Here is a 13596-nt window from a genome sequence, read left to right as displayed (position 1 = left end):
CGGCGTTTTCAGCGTCGGCGACGCGCCGGCACGTTCACCTTGCGGCGCGGGGCTGCCGGTGCAGATGCCACCGGCTGCTCGGCCGCCTCCACGTCGGCGCCACCGCAGCGCATGCCGTCGCGGTCGATGATCGTCAGTGCCACCTGCTTGATGCCAAGGCCGATCATGCCGATGCGTTCGGCCGCGGCACGGCTCAGGTCGATGATGCGGCCCTGCGCGTAGGGACCACGGTCGGTAATGCGCACCAGCACTTCGCTGCCGGTGACCAGGCTGCGCACGCAAACACGGGTGTTGAACGGCAAGGTCTTGTGGGCCGCCGTCATGGCCGTCATGTCGAAACGTTCGCCGCTCGCGGTCTTGCGCTGGTGAAACTGGATGCCGTACCAGGACGCTCCGCCCCGTTCGTAGATCTCGCGCGGCCCCCCGTCGCCCGGCACGCCATCGTCCGGCCCGAGGTCGCCGGAGCTGGGCGCCGCAAGGTCGTAGCGGACCGAAGGCACGCTCGAACGAGCCGGTGCGCCCGCAGGCACGGCCAATTGCCGCGGCAATGGCGACAGCTTTGCGTCTTTTGTGTCCGTCGCCGAGCCTTCGGTGGCCGGAGGCATGGAGCAGCCGGCCAGTGCGCAGGTTGCCGCGACAAGGGCCACCCGAAAGGCCCCGCGCAGCGAGCGTCCTGCTTCTGCGCCCCCCCTCAACCGAGGCGCTCCAGCACAGCCAGCGTCGGCGCCGACTGGTTCATTGTGTAGAAATGCAGCGCCGGCGCGCCGCCATCGCGCAGCCGCGCGCAGAGGTCGGTCACCACGTCGAGGCCAAAAGCCTTGATGGATGCCGTGTCGTCGCCAAAGCCCTGCAGCCGCAGGCGAATCCAGCGCGGGATCTCGGCGCCGCAGGCGTCGGAGAAGCGCATGAGCTGCGTCGAGCTGATGATCGGCATGACGCCGGGGACGATCGGTATGTCGAGCCCCAGCTTGCGGGCGTCGTCGACAAATCGGAAGTAGGCCTCGGGGCTGAAGAAATACTGCGTGATTGCCGAATCGGCGCCGGCCTTCACCTTGGCGGCAAAGGCCTGCAGGTCGGCCTCGGGCGAGCGCGCCTGGGGATGCACTTCGGGATAGCAGGCCACCTCGATGTGGAAGTCTCGGCCGGTTTCTTCGCGAATGAAGCCCACGAGATCGCTCGCGTACAGAAATTCGCCGCCGATGCCGTAGCCACTCGGCAGGTCGCCGCGCAGCGCGACGAGGCGCTTCACGCCCATGGACTTGAGCTCGGCCAACTGCTCGCGCACCGTGGCGCGCGTGGCGCCAATGCACGAGAAGTGGCTTGCGGCGTCGACGCCCTCGGACAGGATCTCCTGCACCGCACCGAACGTGCCCTGGTGCGTAGAGCCGCCAGCGCCGTAGGTGACCGAGCAGAACTCGGGCTTGCGCGCATAGAGCTGCTGGCGCACGGCGCGCAGCTTGACCGCGCCTTCTGGCGTCTTGGTCGGAAAGAATTCGAAGCTCAGCGGAAGGCGCACCTGCGTCTCCTTAAGAGCCGTCCGCTTGAACAGCGCGCACGGCGTGAATGAAAAACTCGCGGTTGCCGTCGCCGCCGGCAATGGGGCTGTCGAACCACTGCAGCACGCGAAGCTCGAGGGCTTCGCAGGCATCGCGCAGGCGCTTTTCGACCACCGCATACATCGACTCGTCGCGGACGATGCCGCCCTTGCCGACCTGCCCCGGCTGCAATTCGAACTGCGGCTTGACCAGCATCAGCAAATGGCCGTCATCGGCCAGGAACGGCATCAGCGCCGGCAGCACCAGCGTCTGCGAAATGAACGACAGGTCGCCGACGATGAGGTCGAAGCGCAGTTCGGAAGGCTCTTCTTCGCCCTCCTCTTGCAGATCGTCCGCCGTCAACGCGCGCGCATTGACGCCTTCGATGGCGACCACACGCTCGTCTTCGCGCAACCGCGCATGCAACTGCCCGTGGCCCACGTCGACGCCCACCACCTTCGCAGCGCCGCGCTGCAGCAGGCAGTCGGTGAAGCCTCCGGTCGACTGGCCCACGTCGAGGCACAGCTTGCCCGATGGGTCCAGGCCGCTCGCTGCCAGCGCACCCTCAAGCTTGAGCCCGCCACGCGACACGTAGCGCGCCTCCGCCGCGTCGTCGAGTTCGACTTCGGCCGATTCGGGCACTTCGTCGCGGTTCTTCACGACGGAGCGCCACGCGTCGCCCGTGCCGGCGTCGCGCCAGCGCATGCCGCCGGCAATCAGCCGCACGGCCTGCGAGCGCGACGCGGCAAAGCCGCGTTCGACCAGCAATTGATCAGCGCGCATTCAGTACCGGTACGTGTCCGCCTTGTACGGACCCGCCTTGTTCACGCCGATGTAGGCGGCCTGTTCGTCGGTCAGCTCGGTGAGCATGGCGCCGACCTTCTTCAGGTGCAGGCGCGCGACCTTCTCGTCCAGGTGCTTGGGCAGCACGTAGACCTTGCCGGCCTGGTACGCGTCGGGCTTGGTGAAGAGCTCGATCTGGGCAATGGTCTGGTTCGCGAACGACGACGACATCACGAAGCTCGGGTGGCCCGTGCCACAGCCCAGGTTCACGAGGCGGCCCTTGGCCAAGAGGATGATCTTCTTGCCGTCCGGGAAGGTGATGTGGTCGACCTGCGGCTTGATCTCTTCCCACTCGTACTTCTCGATCGACGCAACGTCGATCTCGTTGTCGAAGTGGCCGATGTTGCAGACGATGGCCTGGTCCTTCATGGCAACCATGTGCTCATGGCGGATCACGTCCTTGTTGCCCGTGGTGGTCACGAAGATGTCGGCCTTGTCGGCGGCGTATTCCATGGTGACGACCTTGTAGCCTTCCATTGCGGCCTGCAGAGCATTGATGGGGTCGATCTCGGTCACCCACACCTGGGCGCTCAGTGCGCGCAGCGCCTGGGCCGAGCCCTTGCCCACGTCGCCGTAGCCGGCCACGCAGGCCACCTTGCCGGCAATCATCACGTCGGTGGCGCGCTTGATGCCGTCCACCAGCGATTCGCGGCAGCCGTACAGGTTGTCGAACTTGCTCTTGGTGACCGAGTCGTTCACGTTGATGGCGCGGAACAGCAGCGTGCCCTTGGCGCTCATCTCGTTCAGGCGGTGCACGCCGGTCGTCGTTTCCTCGGTCACGCCGATGATCTCGGCCGACTTGCGCGTGTACCAGGTCGAATCGACAGCCAGCTTGGCCTTGATGGCCGCGTAGAGGATGCGTTCTTCCTCGCTGGTCGGGTTGGCGAGCACGCCCAGGTCCTTTTCAGCGCGCTGGCCCAGGTGCATCAGCAGCGTGGCGTCGCCGCCGTCGTCCAGGATCATGTTCGGGCCTTCGCCCTTCGAACCCTTGGGGCCGAAGTCGAAGATGGCGTGGGTGTAGTCCCAGTAGTCCTTCAGCGACTCGCCCTTGATCGCGAACACCGGAGTGCCCGCGGCGGCAATGGCAGCAGCGGCGTGGTCCTGCGTCGAGAAAATGTTGCACGAGGCCCAGCGAACGGTGGCGCCGAGCGCTTGCAGCGTCTCGATCAGCACGGCGGTCTGGATGGTCATGTGCAGCGAACCCGTGATGCGCGCGCCCTTGAGCGGCTGCGCCTTCGAGAACTCTTCACGGATGGCCATCAGGCCGGGCATTTCGGTTTCCGCAATGCGGATTTCCTTGCGGCCCCAGGCGGCCAGCGAGAGGTCGGCAATGGCCTGGTCGGCGGAGGAAACGGGGGTGGGCTTGAGAACAGCGCTCATGAGAACTCCAACAAAGCTAGTTTGAAAGGTGCCACTGCGTTCGGGGAAAAGACTCACCGCGAGAACAGCGGGTGAGCGTGGTTGCGATGTAGTCCGAGCCTCACGCCTGATGGCGCTGCAACGCTCCTCGGAACGGGGGATTGTAGACGGGGTGGCAAAGCGAGCCAATCGCCGGGATATCCCACATACCGGAAAGCGCGTTTCATATCCGAGGCGTACATTGATCTGCTCCCAACGACGGAAGTTCATCCATGCTTTTCAGAATCTCCCAGGTCTTGCTGGCCTCGGCATCCCTGCTTGCCGCCGGCGCGCCGGTCCTTGCCTCAGCGCAAGCTACCTCCGAGCAGGTCCGCATCCGCGGCACCATCGTCCGTGTCGACGAGACCACCCTCGTGGTGCAAGACCGCAGCGGCGAGGTCGTCAGCCTCGCCCGGCCGGCCGACATGGCCGTGTCGGAGGTCTATCCGATCAAGCTGTCCGACATCAAGCGGGGGAGCTTCATCGGCACCGCCGCCATGCCGCAGGCAGACGGTTCGCAAAAGGCGCTCGAGGTGGTGGTGTTCCCCGAGGCCGCGCGCGGCACCGGCGAAGGCCACCGTCCGTGGGACCTGCTGCCGCAGAGCACCATGACCAACGCCACCGTGGCCGACCTCGCCGCGGCGCCGAAATCGGTACGCGGCGGCCAGCAGCTTCGGCTGACGTACAAGGGTGGAGAAAAGACCGTCGTGGTACCGCCCGACGTGCCGGTCGTAACCTTCCGCCCCGGCACCGAGTCACTGCTGGTGCCTGGCGCCAAGGTGCTGGTCAATGCGCAGGAAAAGAACGGCACGCCCACGGCGCTGCGCGTCACCGCCGGCCGCAACGGCTTTGCGCCGCCGATGTAGGGCCCCAAGGGAAATCCCGCAGGCGAATTTGTTGCCGCGGGCATTGCGGCCGTTCCAGTGCGGCGTATCGTGGCGGGGGACTTCGCCGTCCGGCCGGTCCTTGCCATTCACCCGTCCACCCCGACACAGGAGATACCGCACCATGGCCACAGCCAAGAAAGCCGCCGCCAAGAAGACCACGGCCAGCAGCAGCGACAACAGCAATGGCAGCACCAGGGCATCCGCCCCTGACGCCGCCGACATGCTCAATCCGCTGAAGAATCTCAAGGCCATGACCGATCGCCTGCAGGAACTCAACCTGACCAGCGGCGCGAGCAAGCTGCTCGAAAGCGGCCAGAAGGACCTCCAGGCGCTGATGCAGGCCAACGAAAAGTCCTACCAGGGCCTGCAAACCGTGGTGCAGCGTCAGACCGAGATGATCAAGAGCGCCATCACCGAATGGCAGACGGCCGCCAAGGAAATGCCCGGCAAGGACCCGAAGGCCAACCTGGCCAAGCTCGACGAACTCGGCCGCCAATCGTTCCAGCGCGCTATCGACGACATCAAGGAACTGGCCAACCTTGCCGCCAAGTCGCAAGCCGATGCCTTCGAGCTGGTGCGCCAGCGCATCCAGGCCAATGTGGACGAAGTGACCAAGATGCTGAAGCGGAAGTAAGGCGGCCGCGGGGGGCGTTCCGGCCTCGGACGGAGGATTCCCGGGCCGCCTTCTAAAATCGGGCAATCCCCCTGCAGATTGCCCATCTTGTCTTTTGTTGCCGAAACCCGCCGCCGTCGCACCTTTGCGATCATTTCCCACCCTGACGCCGGCAAGACCACGCTGACTGAGAAGCTGCTGCTTTTCTCCGGTGCGATCCAGATTGCCGGCTCGGTCAAGGCGCGCAAGGCCTCGCGCCACGCCACCTCCGACTGGATGGAAATCGAAAAGCAGCGCGGCATTTCGGTGGCCTCGTCGGTCATGCAGATGCTGTACCGCGACCACGTGATCAACCTGCTCGACACGCCCGGCCACAAGGACTTCTCCGAAGACACGTACCGCGTGCTCACGGCCGTCGACTCGGCCCTGATGGTGATCGACGCGGCCAACGGTGTGGAAGCGCAGACGCGGCGGCTGATCGAGGTTTGCCGCCAGCGCGACACGCCGATCATCACCTTCGTCAACAAGATGGACCGCGAAGTGCGCGAGCCTCTCGACATCCTCGACGAGGTGGAGCGCGAACTTGGCATGCCGTGCGTGCCCATGACCTGGCCGGTGGGCCAGGGCAAGAGCTTCCGCGGGATCATGAACCTGCGCACGCAGACGATGACGGTGTTCGAATCGGGCAGCGAGCGGCTGCCGCAAGACTTCGAGACCATTCCGCTATCGGAGCGAGACACGCTCACCAAGCGCTTCGGCGCCGATTTCGAATCCGCCATGGACAGCATGGAACTGGCCACCGGCGCCTCGCCCAGCTGGGACCGCGAGGCCTTCCTGGCCGGAAAGCAGACGCCCGTGTTCTTCGGCTCCGGCGTGAACAACTTCGGCGTGATGGAAGTGCTCGACGCGCTGGTCGACCTGGCGCCGCCGCCGCAGTCGCGCACCAGCACCACCATGGTCAACCGCCAGCCCGTGGTGAAGGAGATCCAGCCCGAGGACAAGGACTTCGCGGGCGTGGTCTTCAAGGTGCAGGCCAACATGGACGCCAACCACCGGGACCGCATCGCCTTCGTGCGCATGGCCTCGGGCAAGTACACGCCGGGCATGAAGCTCAAGGTGCAGCGCACCGCCAAGGAACTGCGCCCCACCAGCGTGGTCACTTTCATGAGCCAGCGCCGCGAGGCGGTCGAAGAGGCCTATGCGGGCGACATCGTGGGCTTTACCACGCACGGCGGCGTGCAGCTGGGCGACACCATCACCGACGGTGCGAGCCTGCAGTTCACCGGGCTGCCCTTCTTTGCGCCAGAGCTGTTCATGACCGTGATCCTCAAGAATCCGCTGCGCACCAAGCAGTTGCAGCAGGGCCTCGCCCAGCTCGGCGAAGAAGGTGCGATCCAGGTGTTCCGACCCGAAATCGGCGGCCCGATGCTGCTGGGTGCCGTTGGGCAGCTGCAGTTCGAAGTGGTGCAGCACCGGCTGAAGGCCGAGTACGACGCGGACGTGCGGCTCGAAGGCTGCCAATACACCGGCGCGCGCTGGATCACGGCCGACTCGCCCGCCGAGCTGCGCGAGTTCGTCAACGCCTATCCGCAGCGCATGGCAAAGGATGCGGCCGATACGCTCGCTTTTCTGTGCACTTCGCCTTACGACGTGCGGCTGGCGCAGGAGCGTTTTCCCAAGATCCACTTCCATCCGCTGCGCGAGCACGCGGGCCTGGCGCTTCAGAGCGCGGGCTGAAGCGCGGCTGAACCGCGCGCCGGCTAGCTGCCGGTCGAGGCGTAGTGGCGCAGCCCGATGCGCCAGGCGCCGAAGGCCGCCGCAAGAAACGCAAAGCCCGCGAGCGGCGACACCATGCCCACCCACGCCGGCGCACCCAGCGGGTCTGGCTTGCCGAGAATCGCGAGCGCCGGGTAGTACGCCACGCAGGCCAGCGGCACAATGAAGGTCAGCACGCGGCGGAACCACTGCGCATATAGCGCCAGCGGGTACTGGGCGGCCTGCACGCCGCCGTAGGTGAGCACATTCGCGATTTCCAGGCTCTCGACGGTCCAGAACGACAAGGTGCCCTGCAGCACCAGAATGCCCAGGAAGAGCGCGATGCCGCCGGCCAGCGCAAACAGCGCGAGCGCCACGGTGCCCGGCGTCCATGCGATGCCGACCTGAACAGTAGCGAACACCAGCACGACGAGGCCCTGAAGCAGACGGCCGAGGCGGCTGATGCGCACGTCATGCCCCATGAGCTGCAGCGCCAGCGGGCGGGGACGCAGCAGCAGCCGGTCGAAGGTGCCCGTCCGCAGGAACTCGGTGCCCAGAACATCGAAGCCGCGCCCCAGCGCGTCGGCAATTGCGAACATGCAGTTGACCAGCCCGTAGAACAACGCCACCTCGCCGATGCGCCAACCCTGCACCTCGCCGAAGCGATGGAACAGCGCCCAGACGGCGATCACCTCGATGCCCGTGCCGAGAAATTGGCCGATGGTCAGCAACAATGCGGAGGCAGGGTATCGCGCCTGGCCGCTGATCGAAGCGGCCATGAGGCGAAAGAAAAGCGGGAGCGCGCCCATCGTCTCCCTAGCCACCCTGCACCTGCAAACTGCGCATCGTGCGCCTCATCGCCGCGCGCCCTAACGCCACCAGCACAACGATCCAGAAGCACTGCAGCGCCAAGCCTGCCAGCCCGTGCCAGCCGCTCAGCCGCCCGAAGTACAGCCGCGCCGGAATGTCGAACAGCCCGGCCAACGGCTGCACCAGCAGCGCCGGCTGCCAGGCATCGGGCAGCAGCGCCAGCGGCAGCAGGTTGCCCGAGAACACGATGACCACGGGTGTCGCCACCGCGCTGATCCCGCGCTCGTTGAGCGCAGCAGTGACCGCCACGTTGAGCAGCATCACCATCGCAGTCGAGAGCAACAGCGCAAGCCCCACCGACAGCACAAACGCCATGCCGGCCACCACACTGGGCGGCAGTTGCCAGGCCCACTCGCCCAGGCCGGCCAGCGGCAGCACACCGCCCGCAAAGGTTGCCATCAGGGCCACGCGCGGCAGCAGGCGCGCCGCAATCCAGCCTGCGCTGCGCGCAAACCACAAGGCATAGGCGTCCACCGGGCGCAGCCGGTCGTAGGCCACCGCACCGGTGCGCACGGCCTGCGCCACCTCGGGGTCTCCGAGCCATGGCAGCAGCACCAGCAGGCCTTGCGCGAGCCACGTGTAGGTGATGGCCTGTGCGAGCGACATCGACGGTGCCGCGCCCGCCATGGCGCTGCCGCCATAGAACGCCGCGAACACCATCACCTTGATTCCACCCCACCAGCACTGCGTTGCAAAGCCGGCGAGCGCAGCGGTGCGGTACTGCAGCATCTGGATGAAGCGCGACGCAAAGGCCGCGGCATAGGGGCGAAGCAGGTCGCGCGGGCTCACGCTTCCGCCGCTCCGTGCATTGCGTAGAAACGCGCGATCACGGCTTCGATGGCCATGCCCTCCAGGCGAATGTCCTCCACCGCATGGGCGGCCGCAATGCGCGCGATAAGTGCCGGGGCCGAGGTCGCCCCGGGATCGAAGTCGAGCACCAGCGTCTGGCCGTCGCGCGAATGCACCTTGGCGCCCGCTACCTGCGTGGGCAGTTCAGCATCTTGCGCAAAGTCGACCACCAGCCGGCGCTCGGCCATTACCTGCGCACGCAAGGCTTCCACCGGGCTGTCGGCCAGCACGCGGCCATGGCCTATGACGATCACGCGCCCGGCCAGCGCCTCGATGTCGTGCATGTCATGCGTGGTCAGCAGCACTGTGGTGCCGCGTTCGCGGTTGGCGCGCCGCACGAAGTCGCGCACAGCCAGCTTCGAGGGCGCATCGAGGCCGATGGTCGGCTCATCGAGAAACAGGATGTCGGGCTCGTGCAGCAGCGCCGCCGCAATTTCCGCGCGCATGCGCTGTCCCAGCGACAGTTGGCGCACCGGCTGGCCGAGCACGCGTTCCAGATTGAGCAGCGCGACCAGTTCGTCTCGCGTGCGCCTGTAGCGCTGCGGGTCGACGCGATAAATGTCGCGCAGCAGGTCGAAGCCGTCGCCCACCGGCAGGTCCCACCACAGCTGCGTTCGCTGGCCGAAGACCACGCCGATGCGCGCCACGTGCCGCTCGCGGTCCGCGAAGGGATCGCGGCCGTCGACCTGCACATGCCCGCCGTCGGGCCGCAGGATGCCGGCAAGAATCTTGATGGTGGTCGACTTGCCCGCGCCGTTCGGCCCGATGAAGCCGAGCAGCTCGCCACGCTCGAGCGAGAACGACACGCCCGACAACGCCTCCACGATGCGGTGCCGGCGCTGCACCAGGCCGCGCAAAGCACCCATCACACCGGGGTCCCTCTCGGAGATGCGGTAGGTCTTGAGAAGGTTGTCGACAAGGATGTGGGGCATGGCGGCGCCGCAGCGGCACGGAAAGCGCGGCGGGGGCGGGATGCTACACGAAAGCGCCGGTACGATCATGGGCTCTCCAAGCGATACCAAGCGTCAGTCCGCCATGTCTCCATCTTCGTCGCCCCTGCCTCCCTCACCCACCCATCTGCTGCCGCTGGATCACTGGGCCGCGCCCGCGCGCAGTGCGCTCGTCGGCGTGTTCACCGACATCGACGACACGCTCACCAGCGAAGGCGCGATCACGGCCGACGCACTGCAGGCGCTCGGCGACCTCAAGGCGGCGGGGCTTTCCATCGTGGCGATCACCGGCCGGCCGGTGGGCTGGAGCCTGCCCTTCGTCAACACCTGGCCGGTCGACGCGATCGTGGCCGAGAACGGCGCGGTGGCATTGCTGCCGGCCGCCGGGGGCAAGATCGAAAAGCGCTACCAGCAAGATGCCCCCACGCGCGCTGCCAACTTCGAGCGCATGCAGGCCGTGCTGGCGCGCATCGAGCGCGAGATCCCGGGCGCCCGGCGCGCCACCGATTCACCGGGCCGCGAGACCGACATTGCGATCGACCACAGCGAGTTCGTGCAGTTGAGCGACGAGACCATTGCGCAGGTGGTGGCACTGATGCGCCGCGAGGGCATGCACGCCACGGTGAGCAGCATCCACATCAATGGCTGGTACGGCGACAACGACAAGCTCGAAGGCGCGCGCTGGATCGTGCGCGAGCTCTGGGGCCGCATGCTCGACGACGAGCTCGACCGCTGGGCCTATGTGGGTGATTCGACCAACGACCAGCTGATGTTCCGCACCTTTGCGAGCAGCATCGGCGTGGCCAACGTTGCACGCTTTGTGCCGCAGCTGGAGCACCTGCCGCGCTACGTGACCGAGGGCGAGCGCGGCGCGGGCTTTGCCGAGGTGGCGCGCGCCGTGCTCTCGGCGCGTGCTATTCGGTGAGCGGCACGTTCCGTTCCGACGCGCCCCGCAGCGCTGCCCATTGGCGCCAGACACCGAAGGCCGCGATAAGCAGCAGCACCGCTGCATAACCTTCCGCCACGCGCAGAAGCCCCAGCGGTGCCACCAGAAAGCCCGCGAGCATTGCGGGCAGGCTGAACGCAAGGTAAGAGACCACGAAGATCGCCGCGAACAACTCACCGCGCTCATGGGCGTCGGCAAGCGGAGCCAGAATTTGAATCAGCGCGGAGAACGCGCCGCCAAAGCCGATTCCCGCGACTGCCGTGCCGACGAAGAAAAGCGTGAGCGACTGCGTGGCCAGCGAAGCCAGCAGCAACACCAACCCGACCGCGATGCTGACTGTGCCAAAGATGACCGAACGAGGCGCACCCAGGCGGCCCAGCAGCGTGGGCGCGACCGCACCGAAGCCTGACAGCACCGCAATCGTGAGGCCGTTGACCACGCCGTTGTCGATGCCGAACACGTGGTGCATCAGCGAGGGCGCAAGCGACAGTTGCAGGCCTCCGAGCGCCCACACCACGACAAGCACCGGCAGGCCGCGCGCAAACTCGCGCCGCGCCCGCGCAGGAATCGAAACGCGCGGCACCAGCGAGGCCATCGCACCGGCACGCGGCGTCACGGTTTCGGGCAGCCACAGCACTGCGACTGCGCCCAGCGCGAACACCGCGGCCAGCACGCCGAAGACCAGCGCCACCGGCACGCCTGTGAACTTCACCGCCATGCCCGTCAGCAGCGCCCCCACGGCGAGCCCTGAAAGCGGTGACACGCTCGTGATCAATGCTCCCAGCCGCTTGCGCGACGCCGGCGCCGCCTCGACCACCGCCGCGCTCAGCGCGCCGCTTGCCACGCCCGTGGCCACGCCCTGCACGATGCGCGCGGCAATCAGCCCGGCGATGTCATGCGCCAGCAGGAAGAGCCCCATGGCCACTGCCTGCAGCACCAGCGCCCCCAGCACCACTGGTCGGCGCCCGATGTGGTCCGACAGCGATCCCGCCACCAGCAGCGAAATCAGGAGCGCAATGGCATAGACCGCAAAAGCCACGGTGAGCATCGACGCCGAAAACCCCCAGGCGTGCTGGAACACCACGAAAAGCGGCGACGGCGCGGCCGCGGCAAAGAAGAACGCAAAGAGCACGGCACCCAGCAGCGCAAAGCTGACAGACGCCGGAAGGCGCCAGGGCTTGGACCGAGTGGCGGTGGCGGCTGTGGCAACCGCGAGTTCAGGGCAGGAGGACGACATGGCAGATCCTTAACGCAACTCTTTTAGCTTTTGCGATTCTAGACCTGCATATTCACTAAAGCAAATAACTTTGCGTTAAAGTGTTGCCATGAACGATGTCGTCCTTCCCAGCAAGCGTCCCGGCGGCCGCAGCGCGCAAGTGCAGGCACTGGTGCGCACCGCCCTTGAAGAACTGGTGGCCGAGCAGGGCCGTGAGCGCGTCACCGTGCCCGCCGTGGCCGAACGCGCGGGTGTCAGCGCCTCGAGCATTTACCGGCGATGGGGCGACCTGTCAGGCCTGCTGGCCGAAACCGCAACCCATCGGCTCGACCCGAACCGGCCCCTGCCCGACACGGGTTCGCTGCGGCAAGACCTGGTGGCCTGGGCGCAGGAACTCATCACCCATCTGGCGCAGCCCTGCAGCAAGTCCTTGTTGAAAGCCGCGGCCGCTTTGGCCAACGACGGCGCGGACACCGACTGCCTGCGCAACCGCCGCAAGGAGGCGGGCACGCTGGTCGAGCAGGCGCGCGCCCGCGGCGAGCATGCGCCCCAGACGCAGCAGGTCATCGATCACCTGATCGCCCCCATCGTTTTCCGGCTGGTGTTCGGCGCCGAGCCGGTAAAGCCCGAGCTCGCCCAGCGGCTGGTGGGCGAGCTGTTTGCGATCAGTTCGTCTTCGGCTGTTCCTTCGCCAGGCCCAGCTTCTCGATGACAGCCTTTTCCTTCACCACGGTCTCCTGCGCAAACTTGGTGTAGGTGGCCGAGCTCATGTAGTTAGGCAGCATGTCGTAGCGGCCGAGCGACGCCACGTAGCTCGGCTCTTCCATGGCCTGCTTGAATGCGTCGTGCAGTTTCTTCACCACTTCGGGCGGCGTCCCCTTGGGTGCGCCAATGCCGAACGGCGAGTTCTGCACCACGTCATAGCCCAGCTCCTTCAGCGTCGGTGCATCGGGGAACTTGGCCAGGCGCTTTTCGCCCCAGGTGTTCAGCACGCGCAGCTTGCCGGCTTCGACCTGCGGCGCAAAGCCGGTGCTGTCGGCAGCGGCCATCAGCTGGCCGCTGACCACGGCGAGCATCAGGTCGGCGCTGCCCTTGTAGGGCACGTGCTGCAGTTCGATGCCGGCCTTCTGCGCAATGATTTCCGTCGTGAGGTGCGGACTCGTCAGGTTGCCGGTGGAGCCGTAGGTGAGCTTGCCGGGGTTGGCCTTGGCATAGGCGACAAAGTCGGCCCAGGTCTTGAAGGGGCTGCTGGCCGGCACCACGATGCCGAAGGCGTAGCCCGTCACATTGATGACGTAGCTGATGTCCTTGAGCGGGTCCCAGTTGATCTTGGTGGTGTAGCCCAGGCGGAACACGCCGAGCGGAATCTGCGCGACCGTGTAGCCGTCGGGCTGCGAGGTTTGCAGCGCCTGTGCGGGCAGCGTGCCGCCGGCGCCGGGCTTGTTGTCGACGATGACCGGCTGGCCGAGGATCTTGCTCGCGTTGTCGGCCAGCTGGCGCATGGTGATGTCGGTCGGGCCGCCCGCGGGGAACGCGATGACCAGCTTGATCGGCTTGCTGGGAAAGGCCTGGGCAAGCGCCGCCAAGGGAAAAGCAAGTCCGCACGCGGCAAGCGTGGCGGCACAGAGAAGGGAACGGCGGGACATGGCGGAAGACTCCTGAAACTGAAATGAACCGCGCATTGGGCCTTGCCCCGCCGCCCCCGGCAATCGGGGCTCACCCCACTGCTGTCGC

At 66.7% G+C, this 13596-nt stretch carries 14 protein-coding genes and 1 riboswitch; of the genes, 5 read left to right on the top strand and 9 right to left on the bottom strand.

Features of this window, described 5'->3' with window-relative positions; genetic code table 11:
- Nucleotides 1–8 precede the first annotated feature (8 nt).
- From QHG62_RS24445 to ahcY, 4 genes are all read right to left on the bottom strand, one after another.
- A complete protein-coding gene (locus QHG62_RS24445) occupies nucleotides 9–605 on the bottom strand; it encodes a septal ring lytic transglycosylase RlpA family protein (RefSeq protein WP_281148203.1) in 597 nt (198 codons plus the stop codon).
- Nucleotides 606–691: 86 nt separating this feature from the next.
- The gene (metF, locus tag QHG62_RS24440) at nucleotides 692–1516 is read right to left on the bottom strand and encodes a methylenetetrahydrofolate reductase [NAD(P)H] (protein ID WP_281148202.1); all 825 of its coding nucleotides are present in this window, start codon (nucleotides 1514–1516) and stop codon (nucleotides 692–694) included.
- Between the two features lie 10 nt (nucleotides 1517–1526).
- Complete coding sequence (locus QHG62_RS24435; RefSeq protein ID WP_281148201.1) at nucleotides 1527–2318, bottom strand: TlyA family RNA methyltransferase; 792 nt, start codon at nucleotides 2316–2318, stop codon at nucleotides 1527–1529.
- Nucleotides 2319–3758: an adenosylhomocysteinase gene (gene ahcY, locus QHG62_RS24430; RefSeq protein ID WP_281148200.1), complete on the bottom strand. Its 1440-nt coding sequence runs from the start codon at nucleotides 3756–3758 to the stop codon at nucleotides 2319–2321.
- 66 nt (nucleotides 3759–3824) lie between these two features.
- A riboswitch (S-adenosyl-L-homocysteine riboswitch) is annotated at nucleotides 3825–3893 on the bottom strand.
- A gap of 116 nt (nucleotides 3894–4009) precedes the next feature.
- Here ahcY and QHG62_RS24425 point away from each other — a divergent pair.
- The 3 genes from QHG62_RS24425 to QHG62_RS24415 all read left to right on the top strand — a co-directional run bounded on the left by QHG62_RS24425 (nucleotide 4010) and on the right by QHG62_RS24415 (nucleotide 7013).
- A complete protein-coding gene (locus tag QHG62_RS24425) occupies nucleotides 4010–4642 on the top strand; it encodes a hypothetical protein (protein WP_281148199.1) in 633 nt (210 codons plus the stop codon).
- A 142-nt stretch (nucleotides 4643–4784) separates the two neighbouring features.
- The gene (gene phaP, locus QHG62_RS24420) at nucleotides 4785–5297 is read left to right on the top strand and encodes a TIGR01841 family phasin (protein WP_281148198.1); all 513 of its coding nucleotides are present in this window, start codon (nucleotides 4785–4787) and stop codon (nucleotides 5295–5297) included.
- Between the two features lie 87 nt (nucleotides 5298–5384).
- Complete coding sequence (locus QHG62_RS24415) at nucleotides 5385–7013, top strand: peptide chain release factor 3 (RefSeq protein WP_281148197.1); 1629 nt, start codon at nucleotides 5385–5387, stop codon at nucleotides 7011–7013.
- A gap of 23 nt (nucleotides 7014–7036) precedes the next feature.
- Here the strand turns inward: QHG62_RS24415 and QHG62_RS24410 are convergent, their stop codons facing one another.
- From QHG62_RS24410 to QHG62_RS24400, 3 genes are read right to left on the bottom strand one after another with little or no spacing between them, the layout of a single operon-like run.
- Entirely contained in the window at nucleotides 7037–7840 is an 804-nt protein-coding gene (locus QHG62_RS24410; RefSeq protein ID WP_281148196.1) for an ABC transporter permease, read from the bottom strand.
- Between the two features lie 7 nt (nucleotides 7841–7847).
- Nucleotides 7848–8690 (bottom strand): ABC transporter permease, encoded by an 843-nt coding sequence (locus QHG62_RS24405; protein ID WP_281148195.1) that lies wholly within the window; start codon nucleotides 8688–8690, stop codon nucleotides 7848–7850.
- Entirely contained in the window at nucleotides 8687–9682 is a 996-nt protein-coding gene (locus tag QHG62_RS24400) for an ABC transporter ATP-binding protein (RefSeq protein WP_281148194.1), read from the bottom strand. Before QHG62_RS24400 ends, QHG62_RS24405 begins: the two co-directional genes overlap by 4 nt.
- 103 nt (nucleotides 9683–9785) lie before the next feature.
- On the opposite strand from QHG62_RS24400, the gene QHG62_RS24395 reads away from it, so the two are divergent.
- A complete protein-coding gene (locus QHG62_RS24395) occupies nucleotides 9786–10625 on the top strand; it encodes an HAD-IIB family hydrolase (protein ID WP_281148193.1) in 840 nt (279 codons plus the stop codon).
- Here QHG62_RS24395 and QHG62_RS24390 read toward each other — a convergent pair.
- Nucleotides 10615–11883, bottom strand: a complete 1269-nt coding sequence (locus QHG62_RS24390; RefSeq protein WP_281148192.1) for an MFS transporter — start codon at nucleotides 11881–11883, stop codon at nucleotides 10615–10617. The genes QHG62_RS24395 and QHG62_RS24390 overlap by 11 nt on opposite strands.
- A gap of 88 nt (nucleotides 11884–11971) precedes the next feature.
- On the opposite strand from QHG62_RS24390, the gene QHG62_RS24385 reads away from it, so the two are divergent.
- Complete coding sequence (locus QHG62_RS24385; protein WP_281148191.1) at nucleotides 11972–12574, top strand: TetR/AcrR family transcriptional regulator; 603 nt, start codon at nucleotides 11972–11974, stop codon at nucleotides 12572–12574.
- Here the strand turns inward: QHG62_RS24385 and QHG62_RS24380 are convergent.
- A complete protein-coding gene (locus QHG62_RS24380) occupies nucleotides 12528–13508 on the bottom strand; it encodes a Bug family tripartite tricarboxylate transporter substrate binding protein (RefSeq protein WP_281148190.1) in 981 nt (326 codons plus the stop codon). The genes QHG62_RS24385 and QHG62_RS24380 overlap by 47 nt on opposite strands.
- Nucleotides 13509–13596 lie beyond the last annotated feature (88 nt).

The sequence above is a fragment of the Variovorax paradoxus genome (genome assembly GCF_029919115.1).
Classification (GTDB): Bacteria; Pseudomonadota; Gammaproteobacteria; order Burkholderiales; family Burkholderiaceae_C; genus Variovorax; species Variovorax paradoxus_O.
The sequence above is the reverse complement of the archived record's forward strand: the minus strand, read 5'-3'. Positions and strand labels throughout refer to the sequence as shown.